General features: G+C 39.3%; 9 protein-coding genes and 1 tRNA gene. 4 read left to right on the top strand and 6 right to left on the bottom strand.

The features are described from left to right. Positions 1 to 131: 131 nt before the first annotated feature. The 4 genes from Q2T41_RS10860 to Q2T41_RS10845 are packed head-to-tail and all read right to left on the bottom strand — an operon-like array spanning position 132 to position 14782. Entirely contained in the window at positions 132 to 2087 is a 1956-nt protein-coding gene (locus Q2T41_RS10860) for an OmpA family protein (RefSeq protein WP_304436104.1), read from the bottom strand. A 12-nt stretch (positions 2088 to 2099) separates the two neighbouring features. Next, positions 2100 to 3038 carry a PorP/SprF family type IX secretion system membrane protein gene (locus Q2T41_RS10855; protein ID WP_304436103.1) on the bottom strand — a complete coding sequence of 313 codons (939 nt, stop codon included), beginning with the start codon at positions 3036 to 3038 and terminating at the stop codon, positions 2100 to 2102. Positions 3039 to 3068: 30 nt separating this feature from the next. Further along, the gene (locus Q2T41_RS10850; protein ID WP_304436102.1) at positions 3069 to 8042 is read right to left on the bottom strand and encodes a T9SS type B sorting domain-containing protein; all 4974 of its coding nucleotides are present in this window, start codon (positions 8040 to 8042) and stop codon (positions 3069 to 3071) included. Positions 8043 to 8086: 44 nt separating this feature from the next. Beyond that, positions 8087 to 14782: a choice-of-anchor L domain-containing protein gene (locus Q2T41_RS10845; RefSeq protein ID WP_304436101.1), complete on the bottom strand. Its 6696-nt coding sequence runs from the start codon at positions 14780 to 14782 to the stop codon at positions 8087 to 8089. Positions 14783 to 15993: 1211 nt separating this feature from the next. On the opposite strand from Q2T41_RS10845, the gene Q2T41_RS10840 reads away from it, so the two are divergent. Genes Q2T41_RS10840 through Q2T41_RS10830 form a run of 3 tightly spaced genes read left to right on the top strand, consistent with a single transcriptional unit; the run spans position 15994 to position 21862 of the window. Further along, positions 15994 to 18729 carry a TonB-dependent receptor gene (locus Q2T41_RS10840; RefSeq protein WP_304436100.1) on the top strand — a complete coding sequence of 912 codons (2736 nt, stop codon included), beginning with the start codon at positions 15994 to 15996 and terminating at the stop codon, positions 18727 to 18729. 40 nt (positions 18730 to 18769) lie between these two features. Continuing rightward, entirely contained in the window at positions 18770 to 20071 is a 1302-nt protein-coding gene (locus Q2T41_RS10835; protein ID WP_304436099.1) for a DUF4249 family protein, read from the top strand. Positions 20072 to 20080: 9 nt separating this feature from the next. Next, the gene (locus Q2T41_RS10830) at positions 20081 to 21862 is read left to right on the top strand and encodes a hypothetical protein (protein WP_304436098.1); all 1782 of its coding nucleotides are present in this window, start codon (positions 20081 to 20083) and stop codon (positions 21860 to 21862) included. An 82-nt stretch (positions 21863 to 21944) separates the two neighbouring features. On the opposite strand, the gene Q2T41_RS10825 is transcribed toward Q2T41_RS10830, so the two are convergent. Beyond that, positions 21945 to 22018 (bottom strand) — tRNA-Asn (locus Q2T41_RS10825). Positions 22019 to 22099: 81 nt separating this feature from the next. Next, positions 22100 to 23452 carry an RIP metalloprotease RseP gene (gene rseP, locus Q2T41_RS10820; protein ID WP_304437432.1) on the bottom strand — a complete coding sequence of 451 codons (1353 nt, stop codon included), beginning with the start codon at positions 23450 to 23452 and terminating at the stop codon, positions 22100 to 22102. Between the two features lie 163 nt (positions 23453 to 23615). Here rseP and Q2T41_RS10815 point away from each other — a divergent pair, with 163 nt between their 5' ends. Then, positions 23616 to 24290 (top strand): SCO family protein, encoded by a 675-nt coding sequence (locus Q2T41_RS10815; RefSeq protein WP_304436097.1) that lies wholly within the window; start codon positions 23616 to 23618, stop codon positions 24288 to 24290. Positions 24291 to 24381: the final 91 nt, after the last annotated feature.

The following is a 24381-nucleotide window of genomic DNA, read 5'->3' as shown; positions in this document are numbered from 1 at the left end:
TTATAAGTTTTTAATTTTCAGATAATGTAGTTTCATTTTTTTTAGAACTAGATCACTTAAATAGTTTTACGTCTTTTAAATTGTAGTACTTACATTTGTCTTACTATTATAAAATAGGTATAAAACTCACATTATTCCACCACTATAAACTCTGAACGACGGTTGATCTGGTGCTGTGCATCATTACACACATCTTTGGTTACACAATCATTCAACAACTGCGTTTCCCCAAAACCATGCCCACTAAGCCTAGCCTTATCTATGCCATTTTCTTCCAAATACGCCAGAGTTGCCTTTACCCTTCGTTCACTTAATCTTAAATTATACGCAGTACCTGCAGAAGCATCTGTATGGGAGCGAACCTCAATTTTAATTTCCGGATATTGTTTCATATAGGCTATGACCTCATTAAGAGTGGTTAAGGCATCTTGCCTTATAAAAGATTTATCCAGATCAAAATAAATTGGAGACAAGCCTAGAAAAGTTGTTAAGTCAGAGCCCATTGAAGGGGTCTTGACCACAGGGGCAAGTTGCAATGCAATTTCATCTGCGGCCTTTGTGCCATTCCACATAAAAGACGTAGCATCTTTCTCATAATCTAATTTAGCACCTTCCACCCTGTATGTCCCTGTTCCACAAGGACCAACTAGATTAAACCCTCCTTTTTTACCGGAAATTGATTCTGCCACTTTGTTATCCTTATCGTCATACAACGTTATTTTGGCCCCTTGTAATGCCTTACCTGTATCTTTTATCGACACGATACCTTTAATTTCCTTCTGGCATTCCAGGACAATTTCTTCGGTTTCCTTGAACGAATAAATATCATCACTACCTACACCACCTTCACGATTAGATGCAAAAAATCCTGTTTTGGAATTTTCGTCAATGACAAATGAAAAATCATCCTGTTCACTATTTACAGGTTCCCCTACATTTACCACAAAACCCTGATCCAAATGATCGTTAATGCGTGTTGCAAAAACATCTAAACCGCCCAATCCCGGGTGACCGTCAGAGGCAAAATATAGAATATTCTCTTGAGTTATATGCGGAAAGGTTTCTCGACTTTCCGTATTTACTTGATTACCCAAATTTTTAGGTGTCCCAAAACTACCATCCTCATTAATTTTAACCACAAAAATATCCGACTTGCCATAAGTACCGGGCATATCTGAGGCAAAATACATTTTACGTTCATCTGCACTAAGTGTTGGGTGCGCTACGGAATAGTTATCACTATTAAAAGGTAATTCGGTAATATGCATCCATTCGCCATCTTGAAGGGTTGCCTTATAAATCTTTAACCTACTAAGCCCTTTATCATCTCTTGCAAAATTTCCGTTTTTAGAGTTATTCCTCGTAAAATAAACCGTTTTACCATCTTTTGTAAAAGCAGTTGAGGTTTCATGGGTTTTTTTGTTCAGCTTCTTTGAAAGACGCATAGGATCGGTAAATGTGCCATCTTCTAGAACCGTGGCGCTATAAAGATTGGAAAAGGGCCTATTGTTCCATTTATGTAAATTCTTGGAAATTTTTCCAGAATCCCTAGCGGTTGAGAATACAAGCTCTGATCCTTTTAACGATGGTGCAAAATCTGATGCAGGTGAATTGATCGCCACGTTATTAATGTCATACCTACTGGCTTTTGCCTTTATGTTTTCCAAATATTGGGTGTCCTCCAAAAATTTGATGGCCCTTAAATCCTGTGGATTGTTTGCGCTAAAGGTTTTCATCCATTCATTGGAAGCTTTATAATCACCTACAGATTTTAAGGTATGTGCATAACGGTATTCGTATTCCGCTTCTATAGTGGAATCATTTAGAGCAAACAATTGACCATACCAGTGTGCAGCTGCATTATAATCTGCTTTTTGGTAATAAGAATCACCAAGGTTCTTGTAGATGTCCTTGGTTTCATAACCATCTTCTACCAATTGTTCATATGCCTCTATAGCCTCTGCATACGCATAATTCTTAAATTCGTTTTGTGCACTTTTCACTTTTCTATCCTGTGCATGTGTAGCGGTACCCACCAATACAATTGCGAGGAAAAGAAAATATACGTAGTTTGTTCGTTCGGTCATTTCTAGAATAGTTTAAAAGAATCTTGGTGCTATGATGTTTTTGTATCGGGTAAGGAATTCGAACCTTAAAAAGACTTCAAACGAGCCATCATTAAAGGCGGTATTGCCAAGTTCCGTTACTTCCCGGTCATAGGCAAGTCCCAACATTATTTTATCGTTCAATTGAAACCCTACGAGTCCGCTTAATGCGGCATCCCATCTATAGGCGGCACCCAATGAAACTTTATCGTTTAGAAGTACCGTAGCCGAAAGATCTGCTTGTAATGGTGCACCTTCCACCGCCTTAAACAATATTGCGGGCTTAAGCTTTACATCTGGATTAATTTCAAAAATATATCCTGAAATAAAATAAATGTTCATACGCTCTTGTGCAATAAAGGATGCGCTGGAACCTGATGAGTCAAAATGTTCCGTTTCTAAAATATTAGGCACCGAAATTCCTGCATAGAACTCCTCGGTATGGTAATAAATACCCGCCCCAAAATTTGGGGAAAAACGCTTGTCAATATTGTTCTGACCAACTGCGGCGCTAGAAGGATCATAATTTCTCAATTGATTAAAATCAATATTTAATAAATGACCTCCGGCCTTAAGTCCAAAGGACAATTTGCCATATTCCGAAGTAGGTACCGTATAGGAAAATACAGCATCAAAATACGTGTCTTGATTGGTACCGTTACCTATTTCATCGTTTACAATGGACAGTCCAAGCCCCACACGTTGTGATATTGGGGTGTGGATATTCAAGGTCTGGGTGGTTGGCGCACCATCTATACCCACCCATTGCGACCTATGTAACGCTGCAATACTTAGCACGCCCCTATTACCCGCATATGCAGGATTTACCGCCACGGTATTATACATGTATTGGGTATACTGGGCATCTTGCTGAGCATTGGAACACCAAATGGAACCGGCCATTACTAGTGTAAGTAAGAAAAATCTTTTCATAGTAATTTTTAAAATTTTATAATGTTTTACCTATCGGTTGATATATAGGTAACCGTTCATTGTCCTTGAACTTTCATTGTTAGCATATTCAATGATATAATAATAGACACCTACAGGTAGCTCTTCGTTCTTCTTCACCGTAACCCTACCGTTAGATATGCCCCTGAAGACATTTTCTACATTGTCATAGCCTTTGGTCTCAAAGACCAATACGCCCCATCTATTGTAGATTTTCACTGTATTATTAGGGAAAGATTCAATATTATTTATAGTGAACGCTCCATCATTTGTATTTGGATTTATAAGGTCACTTTCAATACTGATATCACATACGGTATCTACCGGAGGCGTTCCTCCTTTAGAACTACAGCCATCTAGTGGATCGGTTCCGTCTAAAACTTCTTGTCCATCATTGATACCATCACCATCAGAATCTGCATTGTTGGCATCGGTACCAAGTGCTGTTTCCTCATCATTGGTAAGTCCGTCATCATCACAGTCACTTGTAGGTAACGGCGTTCCGCCTACTGAATCACAATCGTTCAAAGGATCGGTTCCTTCCTCAACTTCCTGTCCATCAGGTATACCATCTCCGTCAGAATCGGCCTCATTAGGGTTGGTGCCAATGCTAACTTCCAAACCATCGTTAAGAATATCATCATCCGTATCCGGATTATTTGGGTCCGTGCCCAATAGTATTTCTTCATCATTGGTAAGTCCATCGCTATCACAATCACTTGCAGCCAAAGGTGTACCGCCTACAGAATCACAATCGTTCAGGGGATCGGTACCATCAATAACTTCTTGACCGTCACCAATACCGTCACCATCGGTATCAAGGTTATTTGGATCGGTACCCAAACTTGCCTCCTCACCGTTGGTTAGTCCGTCATTATCACAATCTGAAGTATTCAAAGGTGTACCGCCAACTGAATCACAATCATCCAGAGGGTCGGTATTATCGATCATTTCCTGATCATCCAAGATACCATCTCCATCAGTATCGCAAACTACGTTTGAAGGAGGTGTGCCGCCAATGGAATCACAAGCATTTAAAGGATCGGTATTATCCGTTATTTCTTGTCCATCTGTAATACCATCGGCATCCGTATCTCCATTTTCGGGGTCTGTACCAATTGCTACTTCTTGTTCATTGGTCAAGCCATCACCATCACAATCATTCGTAGCTACACTTAAACAATTATCTACTTGGATTGTTACCGATGCCGAACTACAATTGGATGGATTCAAGATTTCACAAATAGTATATGACAACGTATAGGTCCCTTCCGTAGTTCCTGAAGGTATAGTTAGGGTTCCATCCTCATTAAGAACAGCACCGTCCAAACCACCATTCTCATTCAACGTACTGTTAATGTCCGCATCGTCTACCGGCATACCGTTTATTGTATCGTTTTCCGTTAAATCCCCTGCAATACCTCCATCAACACCATTTACCGATGAGTTGCTGAAATCATCATCTACGGCTTCTATATTAGCTGAACCAACTACGATTTCTACAAAGGCACTACTACAATTGGCCGGGTTTAGATTCTCACAAATTGTATATGTAAGGGTATACGGACCGGCAGGGGTACTTGGAGGAACTACGATCGTACCATCATTGTTCATCGTAGCACCAATGAGGCCACCATTATCCGTTAGAGCAATATTGATATCGGCATCATCTGCGGGTGTACCGTTCAATTGATCATTGACAGTAACATCTCCTGCTACGCCCCCGGTAATACCATTTGTTGGCGTATTGCTGAAATTATCATCAATTGCTTGCAATACCGCTGCGGAAACTACGATAACCGTTGTAGCCGAACTACAATTACCCGGGTTTAAGTTTTCACAAATTGAATAGGTAATTGTATAATTTCCTGCCGGTGCATTTTGTGGAATAACTACAGTACCATCAGGATTTATGCCTACCCCATTTAAGCCATCGTTATCGACCACTGCAATATTAATGTCAGTATCCTCTACGGTAACACCGTTCAACATATCATTTATGGTAACATCGCCCGCAATACCGCCATCTTTACCATTAACCGGAGTTGCACTTAGGTCGTCATCAACGGCATTGATTATGGCACTTTCCACAACTAGCGTGAAATTGGTCGTAGCACAATTGGATGGATTAAGATTCTCACAGGCAGAATAACTTATCGTGTAAACTCCTTCTGGAGTATTTGGAGGAACAATAATGGTTCCATCATTATTGATCGCTACACCAGATAAACCGCCATTGTCCGCAATATTGAGCGCAATATCCGCATCATTTACGCCAACACCGTTCAACTGATCGTTTATGGTTACATCACCTGCAATGCCACCCTCTTTACCATTTACCGGGTTAGCATTGAAATCATCTGGGTTTACGATCAGATTACCTGCATTAACCGTTATGGTAACCGTTGCGGACCCACAATTGGTAGGGTTAAGATTCTCACATACGGAATAGGTCAGCGTATACGACCCTGCTGAAGTATTAGGTGGAACAATTACTTCACCGTTATTATTGATCGCTGCCCCAGAAAGACCACCGTTGTCCGTTAGCGCAAGTGAAATATCCTCATCATCTACGGCACTTCCGTTTAATTCATCATTAGCCGTAACATCTCCTGCAATACCGCCATCTTTTCCAACGACAGGGTTTCCGTTAAAATCATCATCATTGGCTACCAGTGCAGATGCCGCCACTACAATGTCCACATTGGCATTATCACAATTAGTAGGATTCAAATCCTCACAAATGTTATAGGACAACGTATATGTACCTGCCGGAGTATTTGGCGGAATGACTAGGGTTCCGTCATTATTGACAATTGCACCTGAAATACCACCATCATCGGTTAGGGTAATGTTGATATCATTATCATCTACCAAAGCACCATTTAAGAAATCGTTCGCAGTCAAATCACCTGCTACACCGCCATCTTTTCCGTTGACAGGTGTACCGGTAAAGTCGTCAATAACGGCATCTAAATCTGCTACACCAACGGTTATAATTGCCGTTGTAGTACTACAATTTCCAACATTTAAGTTTTCACAAATTGTATAGGTAATGGTGTAAGTACCTTCTGGTGAATCCGGCGGAACTATTATACCTCCATTATTATTGATCGCTACACCGAACAACCCACCATTATCGTCCAGAATAATATCAATTTCATCATCAATTACAGGATCATTGTTCAATAGGTCGTTTGTAGTTACATCACCTGCTACACCCCCATTTTGCCCACTGACCTCGTTCGTGGAAAAGTCGTCCGTTACCGCAGCTATAGGTGCAGCATTGACTACAACCGTTAGATCTGCAGTATCACAATTTGTAGGATTCAACACTTCACAGATTTGGTACGTAATTACATAAGTTCCGGCAACCGTTCCTGATGGTATGTTAACAGTTCCATCCGGGTTTATGGTTACTCCGTTCAATCCTCCATTGGCAAGAATAGCTGACTCAACATCAGTAGCCGCAAATGGGGCGTTGTTCAGCGTATCATTATCAAAAACCGTAGTGTTTGACCCGCCGGTATATCCGTTCACTGGAGTTGTGGAGAAATCATTGCTAACCGCGTCCAATACTGGTGGAGTCACAACAATGGATACAACAGCATTGTCACAATTACCTGGATTTAATTTTTCACAAATCTGATAAATAACATCATAAGTTCCTGCGGCCGTACCAGCAGGGACATTAATATCCCCATTGGCATCAATACTAATTCCGGTAATTCTACCATCGTCTATAATGGCTATATTCACTTCACTTGCCAAGAACGGATTCCCGTCAAGTTCATCATTTGGTATGACGTTACCAGGACTACCACCATCAAAACCATTGATTGCGTTTCCTGAAAAATCATCATTTATGGCATTAAGGTCTCCCGCACTTACTTCAACCGTAGCAAATGCCGAATCACAATTTGAAGGGTTGGTCACTTCACAAATATTATATTCAATAGTATAAGTGCCCGCAGCTGTTCCTGACGGCACATTCACGGAACCATTGGCAGAAATGGTCAGTCCGGCAATACCTCCATCATTTAATAGGGTAGTATTAACATCGTTTGCATCTACCGATGTACCATTGAGGGTATCATTACCTAATACATTACCCGCTGATCCACCAAAATTTCCATTCACCGTTGCCAATGTAAAGTCATCGGTATTTGCATTGATTACCGGTGCCTGCATAACCACTGTTACCGTTGCCGTATCACAATTTGTTGAATTCATAGCCTCACAAATTTGGTAACCAATGGTATATGTACCGGCAACAATATTTTCCGGTATATCCAGAGTGCCATCGGTATTGATAACTACCCCGGTTATTCCCCCATCATTGATAATAGTAGGAATTACGCTAGATGAAACAAAAGCGGCATTGTTCAATTCATCGTTTGTATAAACAGTTGCCGTTGTACCGCCATCAAAACCATTGATAGGAGATGCTGAAAAATCATCATCAACGGCATCTATTGGTGCTGCAGATACCACTATGGTTATGGTAGCAGAATCACAATTGGTAGGATTTAAATTTTCACAGATCGTATAAACCACGGTATACGTGCCGGCTGGGGTATTTGGCGGTACTATAAAGTTACCGTCATTGTCTATACTGGCATTGGTCATACCGCCGTCATCGGTAATGAATACTTTACCATCGTCCAAAGGTTGTCCGTTCAACGTATCGTTCGCTGTTACATCACCAGCAATACCGCCCTCAAGACCATTAACAGGATTTCCTGAAAAATCATCATCTGTAGCACCTAATACTGCAGGTTCTACCAATACGGTAGCGGTAGCAGAATCACAATTTGATGGATTAAGTTTTTCACAGATTGAATAGGTTACCGTATAGGTATCCGCCGCCGTGATTGCGGGAACGTTCAACGTACCATCAGCATCAATACTTGCACCACTTAAGCCACCATTATCAGTTATTGTGATGACCACGTCGCCGTCTACAACTGACACTCCGTTCAACAAATCATTTAGGGTTACATCGCCCGCAGCGCCACCTTCCTGGCCATTTATGGCATTCCGGTAAAATCATCATTCACGGCATCTATTGGAGATGCATTCACGACTACAACTACATTTGCCGTAGCACAATTACCTGGGTTTAGATTTTCGCAAATGCGATATTCCAAGGTATATGTGCCCGCAGGGGAATTTGCAGGAATGTTTACCGTACCGTTAGCATTTATGGTAACCCCTGTTAAATTATCGTTGTTGGTTACCGTTATCGTTATATCACTATCCGATACATTTGTACCGTTCAAGGTATCGTTCAATGTAACATCACCGGCCGTTCCTCCATTTTTACCATTAACCGGATTAGTACTAAAATCATCGTTCACCGCAACAATAGGTGAGGCGCCAACCACTACGATTGCGGTGGCCGCATCACAGTTTGTTGGATTCAAATTCTCACAAATGCTATAATTAATGGAATAACTTCCGGCAGGTGTATTTATAGGAATATTGATGTTTCCGTTTGACGCAATATTAACTCCTGTTAATCCATCATTATCGGTAACGGTAATCGTAATATCCCCATCATTTACCAATACTCCGTTTAATGTATCGTTAGCGGTAACATCACCGGGCGTACCCCCAGTTTTTCCGTTAATTGAATTACCTGAAAAATCATCATTGACCGCATCAATAACCGAAGGCTCAACAACCACAATAGCAGTACCGGATTCACAATTGGTAGGATTTAAATTTTCACAGATACTATATATCACATCATAAGTTCCTGCGGGTGTATTGGCCGGAACGGTAATATTTCCGTTTGGACCAATGCTTGCACCGTTCAATCCATCATTATCAGTAACGGTAATCGTAATATCTCCATCATTGACAGGACTACCGTTCAATGTATCGTTTAAAGTTACATCACCTGCAATACCACCATCTTTACCATTAATTGGATTAACAGTGAAGTCATCATCATTTGCAATTATTGGAGCGGAAGCAACCACTATGGTTACCGTAGTTGATTCACAATTTGTAGGATTCAAATTCTCACAGATGCTATAGGTAATATTGTAAGTTCCAGCTGGTGTGTTAGACGGAACGTTCACAGTACCGTCCGCATTAATATTTACCCCGACCAAACCATCATTATCAATCAATGAAATATTTATTTCATTATCTATGACCGGGTCTCCGTTCAAGGTATCATTAAGAGTTACGTCCCCAGCGGAACCACCATCCTTACCGTTTACGGGATTAGCTGAAAAATCATCAGAAACAGCAACAATTGGTGCTGGGTCCACTACTATAGTAGCAGTAGCCGTACTACAATTACCAGGATTTAGTATCTCACATATGGTATATTCTATATTATAAGTCCCTGCTTTGATCTTAGCCGGTACCGTTACTACACCATCCGATTCTATGGTTACTCCAGACAATCCACCGTCATCGTTCAAAGAAATAGTAATTTCAGCATCTTGGACCTGTATACCGTTCAAGGTATCGTTGGTGGTTACATCACCTGCAATACCGCCTTCATAACCGTTAACGGAAGCAAGGTTTGCCGGTGTAGCATCATCATTTGCAACTATTGGTGCAGCTTCAACACTAATTGAGGCTGTTGCGGTACTACAGTTGGCGGTGTTTAATTTTTCGCAAATAGTATAGTCTATATTATATGTACCTGCAGCTGTTCCAGCCGGTACAGATATGTTTCCATTAGCATCAACAGAAGCGCCTATAGTATTACTAACTGTATCTAACGTTATATTAATGTCGTTGTCATCTACCGCAACTCCGTTCAAGGTATCGTTCGTCGTTACATCACCGGCAACTCCACCTTCATATCCATTTACGGGTACAAGCTCCGCTGGTGTAGTATCGACATTAGCTACAATAGGTGCAGCTTCTACAACTATCGTTGCTATGGCCGTGTCACAATTTGAAGTGTTCAGTTTTTCACAGATGCTGTATTCCACATTATAGGTTCCTGCAGGAGTGCTCGCAGGCACTGTCAACGTACCGTCCGTTGCTATCGTTACGCCTGTCAATCCATCATCATCCGTAACCAAAATATTGATGTCGTTGTCATCGACTATAACTCCGTTCAACGTATCGTTGGTGGTCACGTCTCCGGCAACTCCGCCTTCAAAGCCGTTCACGGTTGCAAGGTCAGCTGGAGTGGCATCGTTGTTAGCTACAATGAGTGGAGCATCTACCACCACATTTACGATTGCCGTATCACAATTTGCTGTGTTCAGATTCTCACAAATACTGTATTCAATTGCATATGTTCCAGCCGGAGTTCCAGCTGGTACCGTCAACGTACCATCTGTAGCAATTGTAACCCCTGTAAGACCATCTGTATTCGTTATTAGAATGGTGATATCGTTATCGTCCACTGAAATACCGTTTAAGGTATCATTGGAAGTAACATCTCCTGCATTACCACCAGCAAATCCGTTTACGGAGGTTAGGTCCGCTGGAGTAGTATCATTATTTGCGACTATTGGAGCTGCTTCTACAATTATTGTTGTTGTTGCCGTACTACAATTTGCAGTATTAAGTTTCTCACAGATTGTATACACCACACTATAATTACCGGCCGCTGTACCTGCAGGTACAGAAATAGTACCATCAGTTGCAATAGTAACTCCTGTCAAACCACCATTATTTGTTACGGTAATATTAATATCATTATCGTCAACAGCAACACTGTTCAAGGTATCGTTGGTGGTCACGTCTCCAGCGTCACCTCCCGTAAATCCGTTTACGGCAACAAGGTCCGCTGGGGTGGCATCGTCGTTGGCCACTATTGGAGCAGCTTCTACTATTATCGTTGCAATGGCCGTATCACAATTTGAAGTGTTCAGTTTTTCACAGATACTATATTCCACATTATAGGTTCCTGCAGGGGTGTCCGCAGGAACGATCAATGTTCCGTCCGTTGCTATGGTCACACCGGTCAACCCATCATTATCCGTAACCGAGATATTAATATCATTATCGTCAACTGCAACACCGTTCAAGGTATCATTAGTGGTTACATCACCTATGGTCCCACCATCTTTTCCATTTACAGGATTACCAGAAAAATCATCGGTAATAGCATTGATAGGAGCAGCTTCTACAACAACATTTGCTGTTGCCGTACTACAATTTGAAGAATTTAGTTTTTCACAGATCGTATACACTACATTATAAGAACCAGCTTGGGTTCCTACAGGTACTGTTAATGTGCCATCAACAGCAATAGTTACACCTGTTAGTCCTCCCGCATTGGTAACCGTAATATTGATATCGTTATCATCGACCGCTACACCGTTAAGTAGATCGTTCGTAGTCACATCGCCGGCATCGCCGCCCGTGAATCCGTTTACGGCGGTAAGGTCCGCTGGTGTGGCATCGTCGTTCGCTACTATCGCCGCAGCTTCTACCACTATCGTTGCGATGGCCGTATTACAATTGGATGTGTTCAGCTTTTCACAGATGCTGTATTCTACATTGTAGGTTCTGGCCGCTGTTCCTGCTGGTACAGTGATCGTACCGTCGGCAGCGATCGTTACGCCAGTCAGTCCGTCTATATCCGTGATCGTAATGTTGATATCGTTGTCATCGACCGCTACGCCGTTAAGTAGATCGTTCGTAGTCACATCGCCGGCATCGCCGCCCGTGAATCCGTTTACGGCGGTAAGGTCCGCTGGTGTGGCATCGTCGTTCGCTACTATCGCCGCAGCTTCTACCACTATCGTTGCGATGGCCGTATTACAATTGGATGTGTTCAGTTTTTCACAGATGCTGTATTCTACATTGTAGGTTCTGGCCGCTGTTCCTGCTGGTACGGTAATCGTACCGTCGGCAGCGATCGTTACGCCAGTCAGTCCGTCTATATCCGTGATCGTAATGTTGATATCGTTGTCATCGACCGCTACGCCGTTAAGTAGATCGTTCGTAGTCACATCGCCGGCATCGCCGCCCGTGAATCCGTTTACGGCGGTAAGGTCCGCTGGTGTGGCATCGTCGTTCGCTACTATCGCCGCAGCTTCTACCACTATCGTTGCGATGGCCGTATTACAATTGGATGTGTTCAGCTTTTCACAGATGCTGTATTCTACATTGTAGGTTCTGGCCGCTGTTCCTGCTGGTACGGTGATCGTACCGTCGGCAGCGATCGTTACGCCCGTCAGTCCGTCTATATCCGTGATCGTAATGTTGATATCGTTGTCATCGACCGATACGCCGTTAAGTAGATCGTTCGTAGTCACGTCGCCGGCATCGCCGCCCGTGAATCCGTTTACGGCGGTAAGGTCCGCTGGTGTGGCATCGTCGTTCGCTACTATCGCCGCAGGACTCTCATCTCTATAATCAACCTCTGGTGTTGTAGTATTCTGTGTATTAGGTAAAGCTGTTGGGTCATTTATACTTCCATTTGGATCAGAATAATCTGCAGAAGTATCAATATTATCATCTAAACCATCACTATCAGAATCACTATTTGCTAACGTTAATCCTGCTTCAGCAGTGTCATTACCACCTTCATTATCACTGTCTAAATCTAAATAATCTGGTACATCTGTGCCATCTGTATTTTCTGGAATCAGACCTCCTAAATAGGCGGAGTTTACTCCATTATTTACAATATAAGTTGCAGAATCATCTGTATTGGGAGTAACATAGCCTGCAGTAGTTTGGGCTTCAACATTATCAGGAATACCATCATTGTCTGCATCTAAATCTAAATAATCTGGAATGTTATCTGGTGTTGCTTCAGAATCTACTACAATGTAATTTACTGTAGAACTATCTTCTAGTCCTCCATCTTGAACGGCATTAGGAACACCGTCAGCACCAACAGCACCATCTACTTTTCCCGAAGTTTGTGTCTGCCCATGACCGGCTTCTATTGCGTCGTATATACCATCGTTATCTGAATCTAAATCTAAATAATCCGGTACACCGTCTGCATCTGTATCAAAACAATTTTTAACTCTACCTTCGTCAAAATTTAAGTTTTCATCCATAGAAACTACAAAAGAGTAGGTTCCTGCAGGTAGTGTTATTATTTTTTCAAAATACGTCCATGGTTTGTTTTGAGAATCCCCATCAGAATTAATTACCAATGTTCCTGAACCATCTATAAGGGTACCAGCTATTCCTACACCGCTCAGGATAGAAATACTGCCATTACCAGATAGATTATCTCGTGCTGAAAAGTAACCTGAAAACGTAATTTCTGCAGTCCCATCTATTACAAAGGATTGATAAAAATCGTTAGAACCCCCAGCTATGTCTAAATAACGTTGAGAAACACCAGAACCTGTTTCGGGGTTTGCATCTTCAAAAGGCCCACCGTTTCCATAGTCGAAACCACCAGCACCGTCTACTTGTACCACATTGGCTTGGTTTCCACCTCCCAAAACCCAAGGAGCAATATCAACACCTATATTGTTTCCGTTACTAAGCCCAGTCAAGTTTTCAAATCCACCTTGCAGCAATAAATTGGTACATTCTACTGTATCTAAAATACCATCATTATCATCATCCATATCATCCGCATCAGCAACACCATCACCATCTGTATCTTCCAAAACATAGATGAATACACTGGCCGTACTACAACTAGACGAATTTGCAACATCACAAATTTGATATACCAATTCATAAGTTCCTACTGGCACCGCTGAACTAACATTTACTTCACCAGTTGAAGTGTTAATAGTAACACCAGGATTTGTAGTACTAATTTGAGAAATAATTACATCGGATAAATTAGGTGTATTAATACCATACTCATCATTTGCTAAAACATTATTAACAGCAGCCCCTTCAACTCCTTTAATGGATGTACCATTATCATCATTAGCTGTAATTGATAATGAGGCCGAAATTATATTCATAAAAACTGCAGAATCCAACGACGCGTCTGCAGTGTCGGCAATTGCAACTTTAAATCTATAAACCGATCCAGGCACTAAACTTAATATTGTTCCCCGTAACTGATTAGTTAATCCATTATATTCCGTTGTTACAGTAAAGGGGCCTGGGTTAGTATTACATATAGCTCCATTCGTATTATGACCATTATTTATATATAGTGCAGACTGAGTAAGATCTTCTGCTGTTGCATCATCTTGACAACCTAGAAACCCAGCATTTATAGAATTTACCGCAACTGGATTACCACTTCCTGGAACATTGGCAATATTAACAGAACCTGTTATTCCTGGTCCAGTAACAAAAAGACCAAAAATATCATTAAACTGACTGCCTACATAATCAGGATATTCATCGGAGCCAAATTGAAAATTTACCAATAGATCCTGATACCCAGGTTCCAATACAACATCAAAAGAAAAAACTACAACATCATAATTAGCATTTGGATTAATATTAACAATATCTGAATCATTATATTGAGTAACACCAGGGGCATTAATCGTTGACTGAGTTTCAGAATTTGCTCGAAAAGCTTGGTCTACACTACCAGTAGAAAGAACCACTCCTTCATCAATTTCAAAATTACCTCCTGAAATTGCATTTGAAAAAATTCCTATTTGAGTAGCCCTATTCCCGGCTTCCAAAGTGGCGTTTGACAAAATAACTCCAGGACCATCTAACTGATTTAAGAGTGTTGTATTATTAGCTCCGGAGGTAAATATTGTCTGCCCAAAAGAATGATGACATACCAATAGTAACAATAAGAAAGCTAAACTTTTTAAAACTGATATAATGGATATTTTCATAATAGTACTACATAAAAATTTTAACAAAAATTATTAACCCTATTAACAACTAATCATTTAATGGTCAATGACAATTTTAATGATGCATTTCTAACTGAATTGAACCTTTTAATGTGTATAATCCCAACTATAAAGTTTTTCTTAATCCGAAAAAGCTTCTTCATTAAATTGTTAGCCCATTCTAATAAATGAGAGTAATATTTTGTTTTTAAGTACAGCTTACCTATAACCTTATATTCTGAAAATATTGGTATTATAGCTGTTACTTTTAAAATGAAGTTTAAATAATTTTCTTTCATAGATAGCCTACGAAAAAATAGGGAACTTTCGTAGTTGTATAAAAGTATGGTATGGTGTAGGCAGGAATCACTTTTTTGTTGTGTATTGTCGAAATTTGTATGTCATTCGTTCATTAAGTAAAGTAGACGTAGTCCTTTACTTACTTTTTAATTAAGATTAATATACTTTTTAGAAAATTATTTTCTTATTTTACCACTGTAATAAAATCATGCAAAATCATACCAATATATTTATTGCCTGATAACTATAACGTTTGCGTAATTATCGAAATCCAAATATTTATAATAACCCAACATACTTAAAACACAGAATAACTTTTTAAACCACTTAATAGTTCAGTATTTTATACGTATTATCGATGTATAGCACGTTTCCATTTTATAGTGATTTCTATAAAAACCAAGAGGATGAAAAATAAAATACTATTATATCACGTATTAGTAACTAATACATTTTATACCTATTTCATCACTCGAAAAGTGTAATAAAACACAGTAACAACAGAATAATTATAGTATTTTTCCTACTTTAGTAAATATACCAAACCATTTTTTTAAGATTTTTTAACTAAAAAAACACTAAATTTAGACTTGTCTAAATAATTGCCTTTTTTGTGGTGTAGTCCATTAATGAATTTTGACACCGATATATTTTTAAAGAGTCCTTAAATTCATAAAATTGTTACCCTAAAATTTCTATACCCATAATTATCCTCGCATCATAAGAATATATACGGAACAAGTTTTTATTATAATGGTCCTTTCGCTATATTGTAGCTAGCCAACCAATTACATTTCATGACCACCAAACAAAAACACTGTTGTACAGGTACACCTAATGTTATTTTCCGTCTTTTTTATAAAAGCCAAAATCTTATAAAGTGTACAATATTTACATGTCTGTTTTCATTCATGTTTATTACCGCTGTAAGTCAGGAAACGAAAACCTTGTCAGGTAATTATAACAATATCCCCTTAGCTAAGCTTTTAATGGATATTGAACGTAAGACCAATTATTCATTCTATTATTTAGACCCATGGATTGAGAATGATTCGGTCACTCTGGCATTTGACGATTCTGACCTAAAAAATATTCTTGATTTGGCCCTTAACAAAACCTCATTGAACTATTATATAATTGAAGATGAACAACATATCGTACTTTTGGAGAATGCGATAATTTATGACGAACTACCTGAAGGTTTTTTCGGAAACAAAACAAATACCGACCAAATTGGCACAAACGAACCAAAAGTTAAGGCTCCACCACCCCCTCCTTTCTATACCACTTCGCAAACCAAAAAAACCTATCCTGTTGCAAAAATTGGCAAGAGTGACTTAAACGACCTTCAAGAGCGTTATGTATTAACCGGTAAGGCTATAAATGCCAAGAGCGGAGAACTAATACAGGATTTGACCATACGCGTTAAGGGCACCAATCTAGCTACGGTTACAGATGCTACCGGAACCTATACCTTATTATTACCTGTGGGATATCATATATTAAATATTAGGGCCATGGGTATAGCATCTACGGAAAGGGAGATCATCATGTACAATAACGGTTCTTTAAATTTATTTCTTGAAGAAGGACTGCAACAATTGGACGAGGTTGTGGTAGAGGCCGATGCATTTAAAAATGTGGAAGAGGCCATTACAGGTAGCGAACAGATAGATTCCGAAACCTCCAAAAATATACCATTGGTACTTGGAGAACGTGATATTTTGCAAGTTGCGAAAGCTTTACCCGGAATTTCATCCGCAGGGGAAGGTGCCACTGGCCTAAACGTACGTGGCGGTAAAACGGACCAAAATCTTGTTCTGCTAGATGATGCCGTCATATATACCCCACAACATTTCTTTGGCATATTCCAAGCTTTAAACCCTTTTACGACGAAAGGTGTAGAAATTTACAAAGGAGCAATCCCGGTAGAATTCGGAGGAAGACTATCATCTGTATTTGATATACGCACTAAAAATGGAAATGTTGAAAAATTTTCAGGAGAAGGTTCCATTGGGCCCGTCACCGGAAATTTAGCATTGGAAATACCCTTAAAGAAAGACCGTTCATCTTTAATCATAGGAGGTAGGGGCGCCTATGCAGATTGGATTTTAAAATCCTTGGACGAGGAATCTTTAAAGAATAGTAATGCATCTTTTTTTGACGGTATTGTAAAATACCATGATAAATTGGACGATAACAATGAAATAAAGGCCACCGCATATTATAGTCGTGATGCCTTCAGTATAACCTCAGACTCTCTTTATAATTATAGTAACCGACTATTTTCCGCCAGATGGGATCACAGAATTAATGACAAGACCACAAATGCCCTAATAATAGCCAATAGTAACTATGGGTTTGGAATTGATTATGAAAGCTCCTCCAATACAGATTTTGATTTGGACTACAGTATAAATGAAACGGAAGTAAAGTATAAAATACGCAAGACAGCAAATGATAAACATACATTGGATTACGGTATCTCCGCCAAATATTATGGTGTAAACCCGGGCAGTTTGGAACCTAAGGACAATTCCTCTGCAATATCCCCAATTTATATTGATGAGGAACAAGCTATAGAGGGCGCCCTTTTTATTGGGGACGAACTTAAAGTTAACGATAAGTTGACCGTTAACATGGGAGTAAGACTTGCAGGCTTTGCCGCTCTAGGTTCTGCCACCCAACGTACATATGAAGAGAATTCGCCAAAAAACGAATCTACTGTTCAAGATACCCTTTCCTATGGAAGTGCAGAAGCCATTAAAACATATGGTGGACCAGAAGCTCGAATTTCTGCCCGATATCTATTGGCCCCGGATTTTTCGATAAAGGCTAGTATCAATAATTCATATCAGTTTTTGCACACCCTATCCAACAATACCACAGTTTCGCCAATTGATACCTGGAAGTTATCAGATTTAAATATTTCACCACAAACTGGTTATCAAGCTTCATTAGGTTTTTATAAGAATTTAAAGGACAATATGTTTGAAATTAGTTTGGAAGGCTATTATAAGCGAATGCAGAACGTACTTGATTTTAAAACCGGCGCCAATCTTTTTTTGAACGAAAATGTAGAGACCCAAGTGTTACAGGGTGATGGAAAAGCGTATGGTGTGGAACTTTTATTAAAAAAGAAATCCGGAAACTTAAACGGGTGGTTGGGCTATACGTATTCTAGATCGTTTTATAAATTTGATAGTGATTTTAGCGAAGAACGTATCAATAATGGCAACTACTTTCCATCAAATTTTGATAAGCCCCATGATGTAAGTTTAGTGACCAATTATAAATTTTCAAGAAGGTATAGTGTATCTGCCAATTTCGTGTACCAAACCGGTAGGCCCATTACTTACCCTATAGGTACATTTAGATATAACAATTCTGATTATGTAGCCTTTAGCGATAGAAATGCTTTTAGGATTCCTGATTTCTACCGATTGGACCTAGGGGTGAATATTGAGGGAAACCATAAAAAAAATAAGTTGGCACATAGTTTTGTAACCATTTCGGTTTATAACGTTTTAGGGAGAAACAATCCTTACTCCGTATTTTTTGTTACAGATGATGGTGAGGTCAAAGCATTACAAAGTTCAATTTTTGCAATCCCCATACCATCTATCACCTACAATTTTAAATTTTAAAGATAGCGTTAATAAGTCCCTCTGATATAAACAATATTCAATGAAAAGAATAGCGATCATCATAACCCTTTTTACACTATTGGTTTCCTGCATTGACGAGGTAGACCTAGGAATTGGTTCCAATGACACTACCAGAAAAATCCTAATAGTAGAGGCTACGTTGACCAACGAACTTAAAACACATCGTGTGGTCCTGAGCAGAATGGATACCCTAACGGACCTTGGCATAGATTCCATTTACAATCCATATGTTCCTATACGTGATATCAACAGGGATTTGGTCCCTTATGAACGTAATGCCACGGTATCCATAGTAGACGGATCTGGAACCATCTATGGCTTTAATGAAACTAGCCCGGGAATATATGAAAGCAGTACTGAATTTGCTGCCGATCCTTCTAATACCTATGCTTTGAACATAGCAACGACAGATGGATCAACATATTCATCCAAAGCCATGAAAATTGAAGGAATTTCCACTATTGCAGATGTTTATGCCGCTAAAACCACCAATGCCTCGGGCATTGAAGGAATTGGCATTTTCCTGAACAATTCCAGGGTTGAGGGCAATGTAAAAAACTTACGCTACACCTATGAAGAAACCTATAAGATTATTGCTCCAAACTGGACCCAGAAAGATTTTAAATTAACGAATTACGACCCTTGTGCCTTACCTGTACCAACTTATGACCTAGAAATCGTGGATCGGGTAAACGAACAACAAACCTGTTACGGCTATGCATCGTCCAACACCATTATACAGACTCAAAATACCAATACGAACAGTAGTGGTATAAATAATTTCATGGTTCACTTTGTAGCCAAGGACAATTACATATTAACCCATAGATATAGCATAGAGGTAACGCAGTCCGTCGCAGGTTCAGAATCCTACGGTTTTTACGAACAACTAAATAATTTTAGTCAGTCCGGCAACATTTTTTCACAGGTGCAACCGGGATTTTTAGAAGGAAATCTCTCCTTGGATGATGGCAGCCAGGGAACGGTTATTGGATTTTTTGATGTTGTTTCTGTTTCCAAAAAGAGATTGTTCCTTAATTATACGGATTTATATGAGGGACAACCTTTACCTCCTTATCCTTTTAACTGCGCAGTAAAAACTGCGCCGGAATCTCACGAATCGTATTGTTATAGTGGTCCTTCTGGGCCCAATCCCTGCCCACAGTCCATTATAGAACAGGTAAACCTTGATTTAATCAGTTATGTAGGCCCTAATTCTGATACGGAGCAATGTTTTGGACCTCATCTATTTGTACCAAAGATATGCGGAGATTGCACACTATTAGGGAGTAATATAGTACCCGATTTTTGGGAAGAATAAATTAATGATATGAAAACAAAAACTATAGCCATCTTATTTCTGTTGAGTGTTTTTTATGCTCAAGCCCAATATGTAATAAAGGATGGTGCCGATCTTTTAAAACTTAAAAAAGTACCCCAAGAAAAAGCCTATATTGATCACAATGGACCTATTCTTCTATCTGGTGAATATTTGTATTATAGTGTACACTTTTTCAATGCACAGACCAATAAACTTACAGATGTGAGTAAAATTGGTTACGTGGCATTGGTCAACGAATCCAAGCAATTCATTTTTGAACACAAGATTAAACTGGCAAAAGGCCATGGTGCAGGAGATTTTTTCATAACCACTGAAATTCCATCTGGTAAATACAAATTATTAGGGTATACACAGTGGATGAAAAACGCTGGTCTTTCCCAAGTCTTTAAAGATGATATTATTATTATAAACCCTTATTTAGCGGACCAAACTGCCCTACTCCCCATGTCCAATACGGATTTAGAAAATTATGTGGATGAAAAGGAAACAAAAAGGAGCATAGATTCTGCCACAATAGCCCTTTCTACCAATAAATCTACCTACCAAACAAGGGAAAAAGTAGGGTTGACCATTAAAAATTATAAAGGTCCATTAGGCTATGGAACCTATAGCATAAAAGTCAAGAAAATTGATGAACTTAACAGTATGACCGCTTTAGAGGCTACCACGTATGCCACAAATTACTTTAATGCCAATAAACAGATTACACAAGCGGTAGGTGATAGTATTTTTTTACCGGAACAGCGTGGTGAACTTTTCTTTGGAAAAGTTGTGGATAAGGAGACTAAGGTACCTGTACCCAATATACCCGTAGTCATTTCAATACCTGGTAAAGAGTTTTTACTGAAGTTTTCACAAACGGACGATAAGGGTAATTTTTATTCCTATTTCATTAAGGACCACAAGCATGCCATGGCTATAGTTCAAATAGAAAATCAAGATAAAAGCTATACGATTGAAAAATCCAGTACAAGAAAATTGGACCTTACAGGTTTATCATTTTCAGATTTTGTACTCACCGATAAAATGGCACAATCAATAAAGGACCGTAGCATTGCAAACCAAATAGAAAACCAGTTTTTTACCGCAAAACCAGACTCTATTCTGGCCAGCGATCCCATTGACCCATTTGACGGAGGAATACCAGAGGTAGTTTTTTTAGAAGAGTATACCCGTTTCCCTACTCTTGAGGAAACCCTAAAAGAAGTGGTCGAATACTCCGGTTATAGAAAGAACGACCAGGGTAAGGATTATATAAAGGTTTCCCAAGATTTTAAGGACTATAATGAGCAATACAACGATTTTCCCGCTATTGTTTTGGTGGATGGCGTATTTATTCCCCAACATAGTGATATACAAACTATGGATGCCCGTACCATTGAAAAAATTAGTTTGATAAGAGATCAGTTTCGTTTGGGCCAAAAAGACTATCAAGGAATTGTATCTATTGAAACCTTTAAGGGAGATTACGTTGAAGGTTATAGCGCCCCCAATAGTACCGTAGTTCCTTTTGAAAGGCCAGTGTCCAAAAAAAATTATTTTGTACAAAAATATCTAACGGAAGACACCTCTTATGAACGTATACCAGACTATAGAAACTTGTTGTTTTGGCAACCGCAATTAAGGATTAACGAAAGTACGTATGATTTTGAATTCTACACTTCTGACCTTGATGGGGTTTTTGAAATAACATTAAATGGTTTTACATCATACGGTAAGCCGCTAACCGTATCCAAAAAAATTACGGTAGTGGCACAACAACTAGATTAGTCCGTAATGACCAGTCCCCTTATTAGAGCACAGCCATAAAACAAAAAAGCCTTATCAAATTTGATAAGGCTTTCGCTTTTTGCTCCCCCTCTTGGGCTCGAACCAAGGACCCTCTGATTAACAGTCAGATGCTCTAACCAACTGAGCTAAGGAGGAAAATAACCCGTTTTAGTTTCCTAAAGCGGGTGCAAATATAGTAGTTTTTTGAAATTCGCCAAATAAATAATAATTGTTTTTTTATTTAAATAACCATTTATAAACATCGTTACCATTTGCGAACAATAAAAGCGCCACCAAAATAAAGAAACCGGTTATTTGGGCATACTCCAAAAACTTATCACTAGGCTTTCTACCTGTAACCATTTCATAAAGCAGGAACATCACATGACCACCATCCAGGGCAGGAATAGGAAGTATGTTCATAAACGCCAAGATAATGGATATAAAAGCCGTTGTACCCCAAAAGGCGGGCCAGTTCCATGTATCTGGAAACATACCTCCAATCGCCGCAAAACCACCTACTTCTTTATATGCACCAGTATCAGGATTGAAAATCTTTTTCATCCCCTTAATATAATCGGTCAAGGTTTTTATCCCTTTGTTCCATCCCGCAGGTATAGACTCCAAAAAAGAATAATTTAAGGTCTCCACTTTAAAATATCCCTTTTCACCATATTCTTGATAAGTATCAAATCCTAGACTAACGCCCAATTTGCCTTCATCCGAAACTTTTGCCCGTAAAGGAACCCTGGTTCCGTTTCTATTGACTACAACATCCAAGGTTTTACCTTTATTCGCTTCTAAGTATGGAGATACCTGGTCAAGATACTCAACCGGGTTGCCCTCAATTTCAACAAGTGCATCTCCCTTTTCAAAACCTGTTGTAACATTAGGAGATTTTTTAGGGATACTATTAATGATAAAGGGACTTCTTTGGCTTATAAAACGTGCATTCTCCTTATTATCAGAAATTGTTTCAATAAAATCTACCGGAATTTCCTTTTCAATGATAGCACCATCACGTTCAATAGTAATCGTTTCACCATAAACCAATTCAGGAACAATACTGTTCAGGGCTTTAATTTTATTGCCGTCTACGGCAAGAATCTTATCCCCGGTCTGTACGCCCAAAGCATCTCCTAGCACAGGCTCTGTCACCCAAATACCATCTTTAAGACTATCGTTGGCAATATACTCCTCACCATAGGTAAAGACTAAACCAATAAAGATAAATACCGCCAAGATGAAATTTACGGTAACACCCCCCAACATGATGATTAAACGTTGCCAAGCCGGTTTGCTTCTAAACTCCCATTCTTTCGGCTCCTCTGCCATGGCTTCCTTATCCATACTTTCATCTATCATCCCTGATATTTTTACATATCCGCCTAAAGGCAACCAACCTATACCGTATTCGGTCTCCCCTATTTTCTTTTTGAAAAGCGCAAATTTTACATCAAAGAACAAATAGAATTTCTCTACTCTGGTCTTAAAATATTTTGCTGGGATAAAATGGCCTAACTCATGTAGGACTATAAGCAATGAAAGGCTTAAAAAAAATTGTATTGTCTTAATTATAATGGGACTCATTCTTTCTTCGTGAAAATTAAAATCGGACAAAAGTACATTTTTACGGCCGCTTAAAAAAAGAAACCGTTCACACTCAGCATTTTTTATGAATATTTTGGCAGCCATTAGTCCTAGTTTTCTTGAAATCCTGCATAGGCTAACGTACCTTTACACAAAAAAGATAATGCGTTCTTTTTTCGGTAAATTCAAGCTTTTTGGTGCGGTACTCATTGGAGTCTCTGGAGTGATTATTTACCTATTTTATAATGCTTTGACACCTAAAGAGCTTTTACCGGTGTATACCCCTGCCATGGTCAATGCAGAATTAGTACCACAAGAAATACAACATGTACGTAAATACCATACAATTTCCAATTTTTCCTTGACCAACCAAAATGGCCAGACTATTACACAGGAAAATTATGAGGATAAAATCTATATAGCCGACTTCTTCTTTACCACCTGCCCCACAATTTGCCCTATTATGACCAAGAACATGGCTTTGATACAGCAACGATTAGGAAACGATAATGAGGTATTATTGTTATCACATACCGTTACGCCAGAAATAGATAGTGTAGCACAGCTTAAAAAATATGCAATAGAAAAAGGGGTTGACGATAGTAGATGGAATTTGGTTACCGGAGACAAAAAGCAAATCTATGAACTTGCCCGTAAATCCTATTTGGCGGTAAAGACCGATGGGGACGGAGGCCCTTTTGATATGATCCATACCGAGAATTTCATTTTGGTGGATAAGGAAAAAAGAATTAGGGGCTTTTATGATGGTACAAATACGGACGACATTGATCAACTTATGACAGACCTTGAAATATTAAAGGCTTCTTACAAGGACTAAAACAGGGCGGTACTTTATACCTTATGGGGTTATTTATAGGTTATAATAATTTATTAATTGGATTATTTCCGTTACTTTTGCCTTACTTATA

The sequence above is a fragment of the Maribacter confluentis genome, assembly GCF_030505015.1.
GTDB classification, from domain to species: Bacteria; Bacteroidota; Bacteroidia; order Flavobacteriales; family Flavobacteriaceae; genus Maribacter; species Maribacter sedimenticola.
Note: the sequence above shows the minus strand (reverse complement) of the source record. Positions and strands in the feature narration are given on the sequence as shown.

Excerpts from the sequence above, each read along its gene's own strand:
- Q2T41_RS10835 (WP_304436099.1), top strand. The coding sequence starts at position 18,770 with ATGAAAAGAATAGCGATCATCATAACCCTTTTTACACTATTGGTTTCC.
- Q2T41_RS10830 (WP_304436098.1), top strand. The coding sequence starts at position 20,081 with ATGAAAACAAAAACTATAGCCATCTTATTTCTGTTGAGTGTTTTTTAT.
- Q2T41_RS10840 (WP_304436100.1), top strand. The coding sequence starts at position 15,994 with ATGTTTATTACCGCTGTAAGTCAGGAAACGAAAACCTTGTCAGGTAAT.
- Q2T41_RS10845 (WP_304436101.1), bottom strand. The coding sequence starts at position 14,782 with ATGAAAATATCCATTATATCAGTTTTAAAAAGTTTAGCTTTCTTATTG.
- rseP (WP_304437432.1), bottom strand. The coding sequence starts at position 23,452 with ATGAGTCCCATTATAATTAAGACAATACAATTTTTTTTAAGCCTTTCA.
- Q2T41_RS10815 (WP_304436097.1), top strand. The coding sequence starts at position 23,616 with ATGCGTTCTTTTTTCGGTAAATTCAAGCTTTTTGGTGCGGTACTCATT.
- Q2T41_RS10860 (WP_304436104.1), bottom strand. The coding sequence starts at position 2,087 with ATGACCGAACGAACAAACTACGTATATTTTCTTTTCCTCGCAATTGTA.
- Q2T41_RS10855 (WP_304436103.1), bottom strand. The coding sequence starts at position 3,038 with ATGAAAAGATTTTTCTTACTTACACTAGTAATGGCCGGTTCCATTTGG.